We start from the raw sequence: 17,220 nt of genomic DNA on the forward strand, positions 1-17,220 counted from the left end.
GAGCGGCGTGTGGCCAGCCGCCGTGAAGCGTCGAGTCGAGTTCTCCTACACTCGGCACCGTGCCGACTGAACCGATGACGACGCCCGACGTCGGCGCAGATCGACCACGCCGTTGGGAGTATCCGGCCCTCGTGGCGCTCGGTGTAGCCGTGGTGCTCGTTCTGGGCCTGACGATCTTCCTGACGAACAGGTCCGATTCCGACGAAAACGCCGCCGCCGAACAGGACGCGGAACGCAGCGCTCAAGTCCAGAGCTTTCTCGATGCATGGGCCGCGGCTCAGATGTCTGACGATCCGTCGGGGCTGGCGAAGTTCGTCGACAGTTCCGCCGCACCCGGTGTGCTCGAGGCGGAAGTTCGACGAGCCACTGCAGCGGGAGCGCTCGAATTCTCCGACTGGGGATACGAGATTCCCAGCGGCGGCCTGACTCCGGCGCCGCGAACCGGTGCGCCGGGCGGAGACGTCGAAGTATGGAATGCGCAAGTTCTGTTGCGGTACGCCCTCGACGGCGTCGACGCATTGCCCACGCGCAAGGCAGTGTCCATGACACTCGCGAAACGCGGCGATCAGTGGTCGGTTCTTGCGGACGGGTCGATCGTCGGACTGGACGGCGCCCGAACGGCGGGCGATTCCTGGAACGGACCCTGGGACTTCGGCCCGCTTGCCGTCGCCGAGAATTCTGCGGGTAACGCGCTGGTGATCGGCCACCCGGGTCAGCAGGCGTTCGTCGACGCTTTGGCTGCCGATGTGGACTCAGCCATCGAGAACACGACGCAGTTGTGGGGGCCGTGGTGGTCCGAGCGCGCGGTGCTCATGGTGGCGGGGTCCGCTGAGGAATTCACCGCACTGGTCGGCTCCCATCACGACGGCGCTTCGATTGCTGCAGTGTCGGTCGCGGATGCGACGGCGGACGGGTCTTCCGACGTGAGCGGCCAGCGGGTGGTCTTCTCGCCTGCCGCGGCTTCGAGGTTGACCGACATCACCAGGCGAACGGTGTTGCGCCACGAACTGATGCACATAGCCGCCCGATCGAAAACCCGTGACGGGTCGCCGATGTGGGTATTGGAAGGGTTTGCCGAATACGCGGGAAACCGTGGATCCTCGCGGGCCTGGGGTGAGATCGCGCCGACTCTGGCGGCAGCGGTACGCTCCGGCGATACTCCGGCCGAGTTTCCGGACGACACGCAGTTCAGCGGTGTACCGGTCGTGAGTTCACTGGCGTACGAATCGGCGTGGTCGATCAACGCGTATATCGCCGATCGATTCGGAGAAGCAAAGCTGACCGACCTCTTTCGCGCTCTCGCCTCCGGAAAGATGACGGCCGAAGACCTCGATTCGCGGATCCGAGCGGTCGTTGGCGTCGGAACCGAGGAACTGCGAGCCGGATGGGTCGACTGGACCAACAGCCATCTGGGCTGAGCGGTTCGCGGCTGGGTCGATTGCAGCGGCGAGGTGCCCTTCGCACGTTTGAAGCACCGAGTGCCCTACGGTGGACGGATGCGCCGGACCCTCTTGGTGACCAACGATTTTCCTCCTCGCCCCGGAGGTATCCAGTCGTATCTCCACACGTTCGCCGGGCATCTGCCGCCGGACAAGTTGGTGGTGTACGCACCGCGGTGGCGGGGCGACTCGCACAAGAAGTTCGATGCGGCACAGCCTTTCGAGGTCGTTCGGCACCCGACGACGCTGATGCTGCCGTCGCCTTTTGTCGCTCGTCGAGCCGCGAAGTTGGTCAAGAAGCACGACTGCGAGTCGGTCTGGTTCGGTGCGGCAGCGCCGTTGGCGTTGTTGGCACCGGTTGTTCGACGCGCCGGAGCGAGCCGAGTGATCGCGAGTACTCACGGCCACGAGGTCGGATGGTCGATGATTCCCGGTGCGCGGCAGTCGTTGCGTGTGATCGGTGACCACACCGATGCGGTGACGTTCGTCAGCAAATACACCCGTGGGCGGTTCTCGGCGGCCTTCGGCCCGCAAGCGGCGCTCGAGCACCTTCCTTCCGGAGTGGACACGTCAGTGTTCCACCCGGACTCGGTCGCCCGCGCGGAACTGCGTAAGCGATACGGGCTGGGCGAGCGGCCCACAATCCTGTGCCTGTCGCGGCTCGTGCCACGCAAGGGGCAGGACATGCTCATCAAGGCGCTGCCGACCGTACGCAAGAGCATTGACGGGGCGGTACTGGTGATCGTCGGAGGTGGGCCGTACGAGGACCATCTCCGCCAATTGGCGCGTAAGACCGGGATGGACGATCACGTCGTCTTCACGGGCACGGTGCCCGCCGCAGAGTTGGCGGCGCACCACACGATCGCCGACGTGTTCGCCATGCCGTGCCGTACCCGAGGCGCCGGATTGGACGTCGAAGGACTGGGAATCGTCTACCTCGAGGCCTCGGCTACCGGTGTGCCGGTCATCGCCGGGCGCAGTGGTGGCGCTCCGGAAACGGTGCAGCAGAACAAGACCGGGCTCGTGGTCGACGGCACCTCTGTTCGCGACGTCGCCGAATCCGTGATCGAGGTGCTGTCCGATCGTGATCGCGCGGCCGCGATGGGAGCAGCCGGCCGGGCATGGGTTGCCGAAGACTGGAAGTGGGACACGCTCGCTTCGAAACTGCGTAATCTCCTCGGCTGAGCAAACGGGACTCGAACGCGAACGGCCCGCACCGAATTCGGTGCGGGCCGTTCATGTCGGCACGTTCGTGTCGGCAGAGGGCTGATCGGCGAAAGACTACTTGGCGTAGATCTTTTCGATGTCGGCGGCAAAGCTCTCGTGCACGACGTTGCGCTTGAGCTTCATCGTGGGCGTGAGTTCGCCTGTGTCCTCGGAGAAGTCGACCGGAAGAATGCGGAACTTCTTGATCGCCTCGGCGTGTGAGACGAGCTTGTTGGCCTCGTCGATGGCGTCCTGGATTTCGCCGACCAGTTCGCCGTCCGAAACCAGGTCGGCCGCTGTGGTTCCTGCGGCCTTGTTGTTGCGCTCGTTCCAGGCGGGGAGAGCTTCGGCGTCGATGGTGATGAGGGCGCCGATGAAAGGCTTCTGGTCGCCGACCACGATGGCCTGGCTGATCAGCGGGTGCGCGCGAAGGGAATCCTCGAGCTGAGCGGGGGAGACGTTCTTGCCGCCTGCCGTGACGATGATTTCCTTCTTGCGGCCGGTGATGGTGATGTAGCCGTCCTTGTCGACGGTGCCGAGGTCGCCGGTGTGGAACCAGCCGTTCTCGATCGACTCGGCGGTCGCCTTCTCGTTGCGCCAGTAGCCGGTGAAGACCACCGGTCCCGAGAGGAGGATTTCGCCGTCTTCTGCGATACGAACGGAGTTGCCGGCCAACGGCTTTCCGACAGAGCCGACCTTCTGTGCGCCGATGGTGTTGACGGCGAACGCTGCGGTGGTCTCGGTCAGTCCGTAGCCCTCGTAGATCGTGACACCGATACCGCGGAAGAAGTGGCCGAGTCGAGCGCCCAGAGGTGCACCACCGGAAATGGCCAGCTGGCACTGCCCGCCGAGCGCTGCGCGCAGCTTCGAGTACACGAGCTTGTCGAAGAGAGCGTGCTTGCCCTTGAGAACGATGCCGGCGCCGCCCTTGTCCTGCGCCTCGCTCCACGCGACGGCGGTGTCTGCGGCCGCGTCGAAGATCTTTCCCTTGCCGTCGCCGTGCGCCTTGGCGCGTGCGCTGTTGTAGACCTTCTCGAACACGCGCGGCACCGAGAGGATGAAGTCGGGCTTGAACTCGCCGAACGTCGGAACGAGGTTCGGGATGTCGCTCGTGTGCCCCAGCGCTGCACCGGCATCGAACGACGCGATGCTGACTGCGCGAGCGAGAACGTGCGCGAGCGGCAAGAACATCAGAGTGCGAACGCCAGGAGTCTTGAGCAGCGTGCCGAGGTTGGAGTCGAGGATGCCCTTCGACTCGGCAATCAGGTTGGAGTGCGTCAGCTGGCAGCCCTTGGGTCGGCCCGTGGTGCCCGACGTGTAGATCAGGGTCGCGGGATCGGATGCCTTCAGTGCAGCGACGCGGGCGTGGACGTCCTCGTCGGAGATGTCGGCGCCCAGTGCGGTCAATTCCTCGACAACACCTTTACCGCCTGCCGCGGCATCGATCTGGTACACCGTGCGCAGCGCGGGGGCGGCTGCAGCGACGTCCTTCACGGTCGCGGCATGTGCGTCGTTCTCGACGATGAGGTCGATTGCTTCGGAGTCCTCGAGAATCCAGCGAACCTGCTCGGCTGCGGAGGTTTCGTAGATCGGAACCGTCACGCCGCCGGCCGCCCAGATGGCGTAGTCGACGAGCGGCCATTCGAAGCGAGTCGCCGACATGAGGCCGACGCGATCGCCCTGCTCGACTCCGATCGCGATCAGGCCCTTGGCGACGGCAGTCACCTGAGCGGCGAAATCGCCTGCAGTGACATCGACCCATGCATTTCCGACTTTGCGCTTGTAGACAACCGCCGCCGGCTTCGTCTTCGCGAAGGCGAAGACCGAGTCGACCGCGGAGGCATCCTCGGGAATGGTGAACGTCTGGGGTGCGCTGAACTCAGGCACGAAATACCTCCGACACTGCGAAATACTGACGAGTAGGGTTTTCGTCTCCTACTGTAGTCGCATGTCCGACGCAGTTGTGGCCAGGCTTACAGTCTGTCCGGTATGTAGTGTTGCGACACCCCTCGACGCTTCGCGGACGCGATATGTGAAGCTACTTCGGTGAGCAGCATTCAGGTCGCAGACCAGACTTTCATCGCCGCCCCGCCCGAGCGGGTCGCCGAACTGTTGTCCTCGCGCGCGCAGTGGCGTCGCTGGTTCAGTGATCTCGAGCTCGAAGTCCGGGAAGATCGCGGTCCCGCAGGATTCCGTTGGGGGGTGTCCGGTCAGCTGGTCGGCACCATGGAGGTGTGGCTCGAACCGGTCATGGACGGGACGATCGCGCACTACTTCCTGCACTGTGAGCCGGTCGGCGTATCGCCGTCCGATCTGGCGACCCTCGACCTCGCCGGGATGAACCGCAAGCGTCGGGTCGACGGCAAGGTCATGTCGTTCCAGCTCAAACGCGAACTCGAAGCGGGACGTGCCGCCGGAGTAGCACCGGACTGATAATCGAAGCACTGCACGTTGTGCAGGTTCTGGACTTTTGACGAAGGAAGGTAGCGCAGTCGTATGGCCGAGAAGACCAAGGGGTTGATCAGCATCGACGCTCCTGCCGACGCCGTGATGGACGTCATCGCCGATTTCGAGCGGTACCCCGAGTGGGTGGCCGCGGCGAAGTCCGTCGAGGTGACGGCGCCGGGACAGGGCGCCCGCGCGGACCGAGTACGTTTCGTCCTCGACGCGGGGATGGTGAAGGACACCTACGAACTGCAGTATTCGTGGGCACCGGACGGTATGGCGGTGAGTTGGGAGCTGATCTCGGGCGAGATTCAGAAGTCCCAATTCGGTTCGTACACACTCGAGCCCGGCCCGAACGGCACCACGTCGGTCACCTACGAGTTGACGGTCGACCTGACGATTCCGATGATCGGACTGTTCAAGCGCAAGGCCGAGAAGATCATCACCGACACAGCTCTGAAGGAACTGAAGAAGCGAGTCGAGGGCTGAGTGCCGGAGCAACGATCGCGCGTCCAACTGTTCGTCGGTAAAGGCGGAGTAGGCACGACGACGCTTGCCGCAGCGACTGCTGTGTCGGCTGCGACCGATGGGGCGAGAGTGCTGCTCGTGTCGATCGATCAGGCAGGTTCTCTTGCAGACGTCCTGGCCGTGCCGAATCCGCGAACGACCACATCTCTCACCGAGCGTCTCGACGTCCGGCAACTCGACACGTCAGCGCTCCTCGAGGACAAGTTCCGAGAATTGTCGGGGTTGATCGACGCTGCAGGAACTTTCGGAGCGGGAGATCACGAACACGGTTCGTCGTTCGAGGGCTTGGAACCGGAAGAGTTGACGGGATCCCTGGGCATCCAAGACATCCTCGGGCTCGCCGAGATCGTCAACTTCTCGGACAGCGGCGACTACGACCTCGTGATCGTGGACTGTCCGGCCGCAGCCGAAGCGCTGCGGATACTCGGCTCGCCGTCGATGGTGTCGGAGTATCTCGAGCGATTGTGGCCGCGGCACAGGCGGATGGTCGCTGTGACAGGTACGGACATGCGGCTGCTCCTGCTCGTGTCCGTCGTCGAACGCGTGCTCGCGTCGGTGGATCGGATCGCGGTTCACCTCTCGGATCGGGAGAACACCGGCGTGCGTGTGGTGACGTCGGCCGACGGCGTGTCGGTCGCGGCGACTCGTCGGACGTTGTCCGGGCTGGCTCTGGCCGGGTTGCGAGTTGACGGGATTGTGGTCAACAACCTTGTCCCGCAGTTCAACTCGTCCGCCGGGAAGGGTGTCGACGATTCACCGGCGGCGCAGTGGCTCGCGTCGATCCGGGCGGCTCAGGCACTCGTCGTGGACGAACTGCGTGGATCAACCGATGGAATGTCCGTCACAACGGTCGAACGCGCTTGCGCCGAACCGGTAGGGTTGGCCGCTCTGGGCGAGATCGCGGCCACGTTCGAGGGTGGAACGGGCACGGATTCGGGCACCGTCGGTACCGCGGACAACATCGTGGTGTCGTTGGAGTCCGGGACCGGAGTCGATTCGGTGTACGTGATGCGGATGTACCTTCCGCTCGTGGATCCGTCGTCGTTGTCGTTGGGCCGGGTGGAGGACGATGTGCTGGTGGGAGCAGACGGCGTACGACGCAGAGTTCGTTTGGCGTCGGTGCTGCGTCGTTGTGTCGTGAACGGGGCGGAGTTGGACGGCAGTTACCTGATCATCCGGTTCAGCCCGGATCCCGCGGTGTGGCCGGTATGAGCGAAGAGCACGAGCGCCTCGTCGCGGAGTTTCGCGCGCTGGCGGAAACCGTTCTGACGCGCCTGGAACCGGTGCTGCAGAAGGCCGCAGCAGCGACGGCAGACGTTGCGAGTGACTCGGCGTCCACGGACACGCAGCCGGTGTTCACCGGCTGCAGCTGGTGCCCGGTGTGCGCCCTCGCCGCACTGGTTCGCGGTGAGCACCACGAACTGTTGGCATTCCTCGCGGGTCAAGCAGCAGCATTCCTTGCGTTGCTTCGTGAGATTCTCGACGAGTTTCTCGGGGGGCCGTCAGGTCCCGATCGTGGACCGGACGGCGGTCCGACGACGCCAGGTGCGGAGCGAACTCGCACGGCGGCATTTGTCCCGATCAACGTGACGGTCAAGGACTGACTCAGTACCCCGGGTAGAGCGAACGGCCCGAGATGAGCACAATCGACACAATGGTCACCGACGCACGAGGCACCGATTCAGGGTGCGCACTCCAGCGGACGCCGCTCGCGCGGGAATCGTCGCGATGAGCGCGCGCCGCTTGAAAGCGGTCTCCGACTCCACCATGGACGACATCTTGACGGTCGGCATCGACGTCGGCGGGACGAGTATCAGGGCCTCCGTCGTGGACGTCGACGGACAAGTGCTCGAGATGATTCAAGCCCCGACCCCGCAGTCGGCCAGGGCACTCGAAGACGGTCTCGATCGCGTCGTGCGCGAATTGGTCACCAGGCACGAGGTATCGGCCGTGGGGTTGGCGGTCGCCGGCTTCATCACCTCCGATCGAAGCTCGGTTCGGTTCGCTCCGCACTTGCCATGGGTGGACGCGCCGGTCGGAAGTGACTTGAGCAAGCGGCTCGGCTTGCCGGTCGTTCTCGAACACGACGCCAATGCAGCGGCGTTCGCGGAGCACCGATTCGGCGCGGCCGCAGGTGGCCGCAATGTCGTGATGGTGGCAATCGGGACCGGCATCGGTGGTGCGCTGCTGATCAACGGTGAGCTGTACCGGGGGAGTCACGGCGTCGCCCCCGAACTGGGCCACATCCAGGTCGTTCCGGGCGGGCGTCAGTGCGCGTGTGGCAAACGTGGGTGTTGGGAGCGCTATTGCAGCGGAACGGCGCTCGTCGACACGGCAATCGAACTGCTTGCCGCCGACCCGGCCGCGTCGACGGTCCTGGCGCGTGAGGTAGCGGTGGATCCTGGTTCGCTCACCGGTCGCCGGATCGCCAACGCCGCGCAGGACGGTGACCCACTCGCGCTTGCAACGATCGCCGAGTTCACCCGTTGGCTGGCCGTGGGTCTGGCCATGGTCGGTGACGTCTACGATCCCGATCTGGTCGTGATCGCCGGCGGCGTCGCGAGTTCTGCCCCACTGTTTCTCGACGACGCCCGCGAGCAATACGCGACATTGTTGACCGGGGCGAAGCACCGCCCACTGGCCCGCATCCGTTCCGCTCAGCTGGGCGAAGCTGCGGGCATGGTCGGCGCCGCCGCTTTGGCCCGATCGGTAGTGCCTCAGGATCTCGGTGGGGTCGACGGCGCTGGAACCACGTCTGCCGGACTGTGATCGGGTCGATCCTGCAGGGGCGTGTGTAGCGGGGGTTACCGGTCGGCAGTAAGGTCGTACTCAGCGAAATTCAGCTGTGAATGGGAGGGACGCCGTGTGGTATTGGCTCTTCAAGTATGTGTTGCTGGGGCCGATTCTCTGGCTGCTCGGGCGTCCGACGGTCAAGGGTCACGAGAACATTCCGACTGACGGGGCGGCCATTCTGGCCAGCAATCACCAGGCGGTTCTGGACTCGTTCTACCTTCCGCTTCGCGTCAACCGCCGCATCACGTTCCTTGCCAAGAGTGAGTACTTCACCGGTTCCGGTCTGAAGGGCGCTTTCCAGAAGTGGTTCTTCACCGCGGTCGGTCAGGTCCCCATCGACCGAACCGGTGCAGACGCGGCGCAGGATGCACTCAACGCCGGTCTCAAGGTCCTCGGTTCGGGCAGCCTGCTGGGTATCTACCCCGAGGGGACGCGCTCGCCTGACGGTCGCCTCTACAAAGGCAAGACCGGAATGGCGCGCCTCGCACTTGAATCGGGCGTCAAGGTGATCCCGGTAGCGATGGTCGGCACCGACAAGATGAATCCGATCGGCTCACGGATGTGGCGTCCCGCCAAGGTCACCGTGATCGTCGGCGAACCCATCGATTTCTCCCGCTTCGAAGGCATGGGCGGAAACCGCTTCGTCGAGCGCGCTGTGACCGACGAGGTGATGTACAAGTTGATGAAACTCTCCGGCCAGGAGTACGTGGACATCTACGCGGCGAGCCTCAAGAACCAGGCGCCCACGAAACCCGAAGCTGCCGTCGACGTTCCGGCGGAAGGCAGCGAGTCGGTTGTCGATCTCGTGGCCTCGGCCGAGTCGAAGGAATCCGCGAAGACCGACAAGGATTCGCTCCCGGACGCACAAGCCAGCTAGAGATTTCCCACACCGGCCGCACGCGCATTGGCTCCAGAGCCTGCGCGTGCGGCATAGTTTTCGGACGTGCGCTACTTCTACGACTGTGAATTCATCGAAGACGGTCGAACCATCGATCTCGTGTCCATCGGCGTTGTCTGTGAGGACGGCCGAGAGTACTACGCGGTTTCGACGGAGTTCGATCCCGCCCGTGCCGGTAGTTGGGTGCGCAAGAACGTGCTGCCGAAGTTGCCGCAGCCTTCGTCGCCGCTGTGGAAATCACGCGAGAAGATCCGCGACGATCTTCTGAAATTCTTCGTTCCGCGGCCGATGGTGGTTCCGGAGCTCTGGGCGTGGGTCGCCGCCTACGACCACGTCGCGCTGTGCCAGTTGTGGGGCGACATGACGGAACTACCGCAGTCGATGCCGCGGTACACCCGCGAACTCCGACAGTTCTGGGAAGACAACGGCAGTCCTGCCCTCCCGTCGGCGCCCGCCGACGCACACGACGCACTTGCCGACGCCAGGCACAACCTCGTGAAGTTCGACGCCATTTCGGCTGCACGGTCACTTCGCTGACCCAGGTTTCGGTGCGCGGGAAGTGTTCCGATTGGGCTGCGATCGAGAGCCTGTGTGACGCGCCGACGAGCGAGCGAATATCCTGTAGAGGTGAACTGGACTGTCGACGTGCCGATCGACCGCTTGCCCGAACTCCCGCCGCTGCCTGCCGGACTGCGTAAGCAGCTCGACGAGGCGCTCGCGAAGCCCGCTGCTCAGCAGCCCTCGTGGCCCGCTGACCAGGCGGCCGCCATGCGGACTGTGCTCGAGAGCGTGCCTCCCATCACGGTGGCCAGCGAAGTCGAGGCGCTGCAAGAGCGTCTCGCGCAGGTCGCGCGTGGTGAGGCATTTCTGCTCCAGGGCGGTGACTGCGCCGAGACCTTCGCGGACAACACCGAGCCGCACATCAAGGGAAACATCCGCACGTTGCTGCAGATGGCCGTCGTGCTCACCTACGGTTCCTCGATGCCGGTCGTCAAGGTCGCTCGCATCGCCGGCCAGTACGCCAAACCGCGCTCGGCCGACATCGACTCGTTGGGTCTGAAGTCCTACCGCGGCGACATGATCAACTCGCTCGTCGCCGACGAGGCAGTCCGCGCCCACGATCCTTCGCGACTGGTGCGTGCATACGCCAACGCCAGCGCCGCGATGAACCTGGTTCGCGCACTCACCGGCGCCGGCATGGCCGACCTGCACAAGGTGCACGATTGGAACCGCGAATTCGTCGCAGCGTCTCCCGCGGGCGCACGGTACGAGCAACTGGCAGCCGAGATCGACCGCGGCCTGCAGTTCATGAACGCGTGTGGCGTCACCGATCCGAGCCTGCACCAGGCACAGATCTTTGCCAGCCACGAGGCCCTGGTTCTCGACTACGAGCGCGCGATGCTGCGTCTCGACAACGACAGCGATCACCCCAAGCTCTACGACCTGTCGGCTCACTTCCTCTGGATCGGTGACCGCACTCGTCAGCTCGACGGCGCGCACATCGCCTTCGCCGAGTTGGTGTCCAACCCGATCGGCCTCAAGATCGGCCCGAGCACGACGCCGGAAATGGCGGTGGAATACGTCGAGCGTCTCGACCCCACCAACAAGCCAGGTCGTCTGACTCTGATCTCGCGCATGGGCAACGGCAAGGTCCGCGACCTGCTGCCGGCGATCATCGAGAAGGTCCAAGCCACCGGTCACCAGGTCATCTGGCAGTGCGATCCGATGCACGGCAACACCCACGAAGCCTCCACCGGGTACAAGACGCGCCACTTCGACCGCATCGTCGACGAGGTTCAGGGATTCTTCGAGGTCCACAACGGTCTCGGCACGCATCCGGGTGGCATCCACGTCGAGCTGACCGGTGAGAACGTCACCGAGTGCCTCGGCGGCGCGCAGGACATCTCCGACCTCGATCTCGGCGGTCGCTACGAGACGGCGTGCGACCCCCGATTGAACACCCAACAGTCGTTGGAGCTCGCGTTCCTCGTGGCCGAGATGCTGCGAGGCTGAAACCTTGCTTCGCCGAAGCTGATTCGCGCCGGCATTGATTTTCGGCAAACGCCCTCACCCGCTCGCGCAGGTGGGGGCGTTCGCTATTGCGTGAATCGTGTGACGAATCGGCGCTGCCAGGGCATTTCGACGGCGCGAGGTGAGTAACGTGCGCGAACGTACGCGGTGGCGTCCTTACTGGGCACTCCGTCCATGACGGCAAGAGCGGCCAACGCTGTTCCGGTGCGGCCGTATCCACCACCGCACGCGATCTCGACTCTTTCGGTTTCCGAGCGCACCCACACTTCGTGCAAGGCCCTGCGCAGCGCATCGGGATCGCTCGGCAACCAGAAATCTCGCCAGCGGACCCACTCCGACTCCCACTCGGTGTCGGGAGGTTCTTTGCCGGTCAGATAGACGCCGAAGGTGGGGAGAGGTCCGGAAGGAAGTGGATTGCGGAGTCCTCGACCCCGAATCGATCTCCCCGACGGCAAGTCGAGTATCCCAATGCTCTCGGGTTCCCACGTGGCCATGAATTCAGATTAGGCCGAAGCGGACTGTCAGGGAATTGCGACGACGCTGATGTCGGTGCCCTTGGCAACGAGGTCGTTCTTGACGCTCTGGCTGATGATGACCGAGCTGTCGTTCTGGGTGAGCTGACGCACGGTGATCTCGAGGCCGAGGCGGCCGAGTTCTTCGCGTGCTGAAGAGACGGAGCGGCCGATCAGCGAGGGAACCTTGACGGAATCGGAGATGAGCAGAACCACGGAGGTGCCGGCGTTGACGGAGGACCCGACTGCGGGATCGGTGCCGATCACGCTACCGCCCTCGACGGCGTCGTCGAACGTTGTTCTGGTGGTGCTGACTGAGATGCCTACCTTGTCGAGGGCGGCGCGCGCAGCGTTCTCGGACATGCCCTTCACATCGGGAATGTCCACGGGCGGTGACCCTTTGGATGTGATGACCTTGACCGAGGAGCCCACGGCAACTTCGGTTCCCGGTGCCGGGTCGAGCGCGGCCACGCCGCCGATCGGGATCTTGGAGCTGAATGTGTCCCCGCCGTCGACCGCGACGAGAGTGCGGTCGGCGAGTTGTGCGCCCAGGGCCGAGACGTCGCCGCCGGCCGGAATGGGCGGGACAGTCGGACGCCCGAGCGAAGTCAGCAGCGCGACGGTCGAGCCTTTGGTAACCCTCGAGCCGGAGGCCGGGTCTGTCCCGATCACCGTGTCGATGGGTTGGGCGTCGGAGTACTGACCCTGGACGTCGGGGGAGAGCCCGGCGTCCTGCAGAGCGGTGACCGCAGTGTCCTTGGTCAGCCCGTCGATCGAGGGAACGGCTGTATAGCGGCCCGAGCCCATCCACCATCCGCCGAAGCCCAACGCGAGCGCGAGGACCGCGATGACGAGCAGCCAGATCAGGGTGGCTCGTCGCGATTTGCGTCGTGCCTCGACAAAATGAGCATGCGGATCGTCGTGCCCCGGGTGGTCGTCGCCGAAATCGGAACCGTCGTCGAAATCCGAGTCGCCGTCGACCGTCGCCGGACGAGCAGTTTGTGCGGTGACCGCGCGAGTGTGCTGGATACCGCCAGGGGGAGGAGAGCCCGTGCCGAGCGCCGTGGTGGCTGCCACAGCCGGGGCCACGCCGGACGCCAATACCGTCGTGGCAGCAGGGTTCGGGCGCGCAGCAGAGTTCGGGTGTACCTCCGTGGGAGGCGCAGGCGCCGGTTGTGGCCGGGCCGGGGCAACTTGCGCGCTCTGGTGCTGGGCGCTTCGACGCGGAGCGGGAACGCGGTATGACGGAAGTTCCAGTTGCTCGCTCACACTGCGAAGTGCAGCTGCCATCTCACCGGCGTCGGCGAAACGATGTGCGGGCTCGCGGTGAGTGGCTTCGGCAACCAGACGATCGAACTGCGCCGGTACACCGGGGATACGTGAACCTGGGCGCGGGACATCGTCGTGGATGCGTTGGTAGGCGATGGAGAGTGACGTATCGCCGGTGAACGGTGTTGTACCGGTGAGAAGTTCGAACATCAACACACCGGTCGAGTAGACGTCGCTTCGAGTGTCGGCAATTCCTGACGTCACCTGTTCCGGCGACAGATAGGCCGCGGTGCCGAGGATCACGCTGTTGGAGGTGGTGGTTGCTGCCGCAGCTGCACGCACCAATCCGAAGTCGGCGATCTTCACTTCGCCGGTGTCCGAGATCAAGATGTTCTCGGGTTTGACGTCACGGTGAACCAGTCCCGCTCGATGCGCCACCGCCAACGCGTCCAGGACAGGTGCCACGACTGCAGCGACTGCGTGTGGCGGCATCGGTCCTCGCTCACGAAGGAGTTCACGCAAGGTTCCACCGTCGACGAGTTCCATCACGAGGAACACGTGATTGCGATCGCTGCCTTGGTCGTAGACGGCCACAAGGGCCGGATGCTTGAGTCGGGCCACGGCCCGGGCCTCGAACTCGAAACGAGTCAGGAACGCTGGATCGCCGGCGAATTGCGGGTCCATCACCTTGATCGCGACAGGTCGATCCAACCGTGTATCGAGGCCTCGATACACGGTCGACATACCGCCGCGCGCGATCGGTGCGTCCACTCGATAGCGGCGCTCGAGCATTTCGCCGATCAACCCTCGACCTCCGTAATGACTATTCCTCCGTGCTTGCGATCTGCGTGCTTGTGATCTGTCTGCTTGCGGTCTGGGGGGTAGCTGTCAGCAATGTGGGTGGTTGTATACCGCGTACCGGTTCCCGCAGTGAGGGCACCGATTCACATCCACCGCGAAATCCCGGTTACTGATACGCCGCATCCCGTCCATCGTAGCCAGCGATACCGACGCGGAAGTCTCGAGAACGTCACAGAGCGCTGTGACCTGAGCGGAGCGGCAGTTTCGAGCACTGCACCGGGCGGTACACAGCGGGCTCGCCGGACCGGATAAACTTCTCGCGGTGAGCGCGATTCCTTATTGTGATGATGTCCTGGATTCTTCGGTTTCCCTGTTCCAGCTGGTGGATGTGGCGAAGAACGTCGGGTTGCCGGTGAGCAAGGTTCACCAGTTGCTTCGCGATCACAAGATCATCGCAGTCAAGCGGCATGGCGTTCTCGGTGTCCCCGAAGTGTTCTTCGGCGAGGACGGCCAGATCGTCAAGTGGCTGCCCGGTCTGCTGGCGGTGCTGCACGACGGCGGCTACACCGATGTCGAAATCCTCCGCTGGTTGTTCCTGGCCGACGATTCCCTGCCGGGGCGCCCGGTGGACGCACTGCATGGTGATCTCGCGCGTGAGGTCATCCGCCGCGCACAGGCCATGGCTTTCTGAGCTGCCGGCCTTCTGACAACTCACCGCATGCGGTTTTCGCCGCGTAGGTTGCCGACCGGACCAGACCCGGCGCAGCGACTCGAAGTCGAGTGCGCCCGGGAACGGACACACGTCGATGCAGTATCCGGAAGTCGGCGCGCTCGACCTGGTCGAGAATTGCTCCGTACAACACGAAAGCCGTGCGGATCGACGGCTGGACCCGTCGGTCGAGCATCGGGATGCCGGATTCGGCGGTCCGATACCGCCCCCGCGTCACGGCAATGAAGTGTGCCAGCGCGCGCTTGACCCGAACGTCCACCGTTCCGGTTCTGCGCCCGTGCTCGAGCATCTCGATGTCGACCCCGAATGCGGCGAACTCGCCCGCCGGTAGATACAGACGTCCCCGGTCGAGGTCTTCACCGACGTCGCGGATGAAGTTGGTCAGCTGAAACGCCTCACCGAGATTCGACGCGGGCACTACCGCTTCCTGCTGCGGAACGCTCACTCCGAGAATCGGGAGCATCTGCAAACCGATGACGACGGCAGAGCCGTACATGTACTCGCTGAGTTCGTCCATCGTGTTGTAAACGGGTCGAAACTTCGCCGTGTCGGGGGCGTCCATCCGCATGGACTCGAAGAAGGCGTCGAAGTATGCACGCGGAATGTCGAACGTCTTCACAGCATCGGCGAAGGCAGGGAGTACGCGTGTCAGGTCGAGGGGAACCGTCGACGGGAAGCCACCTGTCGCAGTGGGGTTGTCGAGTGCGGTGACGGCTGCACGTTCGACGTCGGCGAGCACCGTGCCTCGTTCATGCGGACCCGAGGGTTCGTCCACGATGTCGTCGACGACGCGAGCAAATGCGTAGAGCGCGTGAACTGCGCGGCGTCGAGGTACGGGCAACAACCGGGTGGCCAGAAAGTACGTTCGGCCGTGTTCCCTCGTCACGCCCTCGCAGAATTCATAGGACGCAGGCAGTGCGTTCATGACACGCGGATCACGCAGATCCTGACGTCGAGGGCGCCGAGGCGGCTGACGTCATTTCGATCGGTTTCTCGTGTTTGCGTCCACGAAGTCGCAGTGGGTCTTCCGTCTGCAAGGACATCGCCGCGATCACGGCAGCGACGATGGCCAGAGCCACGTGCGGGAAGGTGTACAGGCCGATCGATCCGTCTGGCTGGAACACCAGCATCAGCCAGGTGGACAGCCCGGTCAGTACGGCGAGAGTCGTCGGCGACATTGCGAAACCGGCAGCTACTGCCAGCGGCCAGGAGTAGTACCAGGGGAGTGCTGCGGGGGACAGAACGACGATGGCGACCATCACGATCACGATGCCCATGACGGCGTCGCGCTCGGTCTTGCGGTAGCGCCACCACACGACGGCGATGATCGCGATCAACACAACCGCCGAGATGGTCCGGGAGACTTCGAGGATGTCGTTGAAATGGTCGCCGGCGAACCAGGAGGTTGCCATGGTTCCGATGTGCGCCACGATCGTGGGCAGCGAGAGCCAGTTGATGATCTTTGCCGAACCGGAGAGTGCCGTCGTCCAGCCGAGGCCGACTCCGGCGATCAGTGAGGTGGATCCGAGTACCGCCACGAACACCGCGAAACCTGCGCCGGCCGTTTTGACGAACGATCGGATCGGTGACGCCGGTTCTCGCCCGGCCGCTGCGGCGTCCTCCCGCTCGTGGATCATCCAGATCCAGACTATGAAGGGAAGTGCGACGCCCGCGGTTGCCTTGATCGCGACGGCGAGCGCGATCAGCCCGATCCCGAAGAGGTGCTTGCGTTCGAGAGCGAGCGCAATGCCTGCGGCCATGAGGCCGACCATGAGCATCTCGTTGTGAACGCCGCCGATCAGGTGGATCAGGACGAGGGGATTGAGTACTGCGAGCCACAGGGCGATCGAGGTGTTTCCGCCGAGCTTCGTCGCGAGATGGGGAACGGCCCACATCATCAGGGCGAGTCCGGGCAGCATCGTGATCCGCAACAGCATCGTGCCGGCGATGACGTTCTCACCGGTCAGCCGAACGATGGCGTCGGCAAGGAGAAGGTGAACCGGACCGTACGGGGTAGTTGTCGTCGTCCACACGTTTGAGACGTTGTCGAGCAGGATTCCCGGATTGACGACGGGGCCGACGGCATAGGGGTCGAAGCCGTTGCGCAACAACGCGCCTTGCGCCAGGTAGGAGTAGGCGTCACGGCTGAACATGGGCACCGCGAACAGCAGCGGAAACGTCCAGACCGGGACGACGTAGCGCAATCCGCGCAACGAGACGTCACCGCGCAGAGTCGAGCGGCCCAGTCGAACCCAGGCGGCGATCATGCACAGGACACCGATCCAGACGATGGCCGCCGACAGAATCGATCCGTGGCCGAAACGGAGCCAGGACAGATGCATCGACTCGAGCAGCGGATCTTGGCGCCGGACGCTGCCGGCACCGAATCCGCCGAAAGTGATCATGACTGCGCCGAAGAAACCGAGCAGTGCACTGTGACCTTCGGGAGTCCGAAGGAAATTGGCGGCCCTTAGGTGCCACGGTCTTTCAGTGGCTGCGGCAGAGGACGTCATCGGTGCAGGTTCCTCCCCCGAGGAGATCGGTGTCGATCGGCGCATGCAGCGCCCG

Annotated in this window: 16 protein-coding genes; 11 read left to right on the plus strand and 5 right to left on the minus strand. The window is 64.3% G+C overall.

Translation table 11 applies throughout. The features are described 5' to 3' along the window. The first annotated feature begins 59 nt into the window (after nt 1–59). Both P3G66_RS14075 and P3G66_RS14080 read left to right on the plus strand, forming a co-directional pair. The gene (locus P3G66_RS14075; RefSeq protein ID WP_276116735.1) at nt 60–1,418 is read left to right on the plus strand and encodes a hypothetical protein; all 1,359 of its coding nucleotides are present in this window, start codon (nt 60–62) and stop codon (nt 1,416–1,418) included. Nucleotides 1,419–1,496: 78 nt separating this feature from the next. Beyond that, on the plus strand, nt 1,497–2,624 hold the full coding sequence (locus tag P3G66_RS14080) for a glycosyltransferase family 4 protein (protein WP_003941734.1): 1,128 nt from the start codon (nt 1,497–1,499) through the stop codon (nt 2,622–2,624). 96 nt (nt 2,625–2,720) lie between these two features. On the opposite strand, the gene P3G66_RS14085 is transcribed toward P3G66_RS14080, so the two are convergent. After that, a complete protein-coding gene (locus P3G66_RS14085; protein ID WP_276116736.1) occupies nt 2,721–4,532 on the minus strand; it encodes a long-chain fatty acid--CoA ligase in 1,812 nt (603 codons plus the stop codon). Nucleotides 4,533–4,691: 159 nt separating this feature from the next. On the opposite strand from P3G66_RS14085, the gene P3G66_RS14090 reads away from it, so the two are divergent. The 8 genes from P3G66_RS14090 to P3G66_RS14125 all read left to right on the plus strand — a co-directional run bounded on the left by P3G66_RS14090 (nt 4,692) and on the right by P3G66_RS14125 (nt 11,322). Continuing rightward, complete coding sequence (locus P3G66_RS14090) at nt 4,692–5,078, plus strand: hypothetical protein (protein WP_003941776.1); 387 nt, start codon at nt 4,692–4,694, stop codon at nt 5,076–5,078. Between the two features lie 63 nt (nt 5,079–5,141). Further along, nucleotides 5,142–5,579: an SRPBCC family protein gene (locus P3G66_RS14095; protein ID WP_276116737.1), complete on the plus strand. Its 438-nt coding sequence runs from the start codon at nt 5,142–5,144 to the stop codon at nt 5,577–5,579. After that, on the plus strand, nt 5,580–6,830 hold the full coding sequence (locus P3G66_RS14100; RefSeq protein WP_276116738.1) for an ArsA-related P-loop ATPase: 1,251 nt from the start codon (nt 5,580–5,582) through the stop codon (nt 6,828–6,830). Further along, nucleotides 6,827–7,222 (plus strand): hypothetical protein, encoded by a 396-nt coding sequence (locus P3G66_RS14105; protein WP_042453569.1) that lies wholly within the window; start codon nt 6,827–6,829, stop codon nt 7,220–7,222. Before P3G66_RS14100 ends, P3G66_RS14105 begins: the two co-directional genes overlap by 4 nt. A 124-nt stretch (nt 7,223–7,346) precedes the next feature. Then, nucleotides 7,347–8,387, plus strand: coding sequence for an ROK family protein (locus P3G66_RS14110; RefSeq protein ID WP_020969875.1), 1,041 nt, complete (start codon nt 7,347–7,349; stop codon nt 8,385–8,387). A 94-nt stretch (nt 8,388–8,481) separates the two neighbouring features. Next, complete coding sequence (locus tag P3G66_RS14115; RefSeq protein ID WP_047270098.1) at nt 8,482–9,288, plus strand: lysophospholipid acyltransferase family protein; 807 nt, start codon at nt 8,482–8,484, stop codon at nt 9,286–9,288. 66 nt (nt 9,289–9,354) lie between these two features. Further along, complete coding sequence (locus tag P3G66_RS14120; RefSeq protein ID WP_003941683.1) at nt 9,355–9,846, plus strand: polyadenylate-specific 3'-exoribonuclease AS; 492 nt, start codon at nt 9,355–9,357, stop codon at nt 9,844–9,846. 90 nt (nt 9,847–9,936) lie between these two features. Continuing rightward, entirely contained in the window at nt 9,937–11,322 is a 1,386-nt protein-coding gene (locus P3G66_RS14125) for a 3-deoxy-7-phosphoheptulonate synthase class II (RefSeq protein WP_007730070.1), read from the plus strand. Between the two features lie 83 nt (nt 11,323–11,405). Here the strand turns inward: P3G66_RS14125 and P3G66_RS14130 are convergent, their stop codons facing one another. After that, nucleotides 11,406–11,834 (minus strand): protein-tyrosine phosphatase family protein, encoded by a 429-nt coding sequence (locus tag P3G66_RS14130; RefSeq protein WP_003941706.1) that lies wholly within the window; start codon nt 11,832–11,834, stop codon nt 11,406–11,408. Between the two features lie 27 nt (nt 11,835–11,861). After that, nucleotides 11,862–13,925 (minus strand): Stk1 family PASTA domain-containing Ser/Thr kinase, encoded by a 2,064-nt coding sequence (gene pknB, locus P3G66_RS14135; protein ID WP_003941667.1) that lies wholly within the window; start codon nt 13,923–13,925, stop codon nt 11,862–11,864. Between the two features lie 319 nt (nt 13,926–14,244). On the opposite strand from pknB, the gene P3G66_RS14140 reads away from it, so the two are divergent. Further along, the gene (locus P3G66_RS14140; protein WP_003941747.1) at nt 14,245–14,613 is read left to right on the plus strand and encodes an Rv2175c family DNA-binding protein; all 369 of its coding nucleotides are present in this window, start codon (nt 14,245–14,247) and stop codon (nt 14,611–14,613) included. Here the strand turns inward: P3G66_RS14140 and P3G66_RS14145 are convergent. Together P3G66_RS14145 and P3G66_RS14150 are read right to left on the minus strand one after the other, a co-directional pair. Then, complete coding sequence (locus P3G66_RS14145) at nt 14,582–15,577, minus strand: phytoene/squalene synthase family protein (RefSeq protein ID WP_276116739.1); 996 nt, start codon at nt 15,575–15,577, stop codon at nt 14,582–14,584. The genes P3G66_RS14140 and P3G66_RS14145 overlap by 32 nt on opposite strands. Before the next feature lie 10 nt (nt 15,578–15,587). Further along, nucleotides 15,588–17,165, minus strand: a complete 1,578-nt coding sequence (locus P3G66_RS14150; RefSeq protein ID WP_003941737.1) for an alpha-(1->6)-mannopyranosyltransferase A — start codon at nt 17,163–17,165, stop codon at nt 15,588–15,590. Between the last annotated feature and the right edge of the window lie 55 nt (nt 17,166–17,220).

Origin of the sequence: Rhodococcus sp. C3V (assembly GCF_029269915.1) — a bacterium.
Lineage (GTDB): Bacteria > Actinomycetota > Actinomycetes > Mycobacteriales > Mycobacteriaceae > Rhodococcus_F > Rhodococcus_F qingshengii.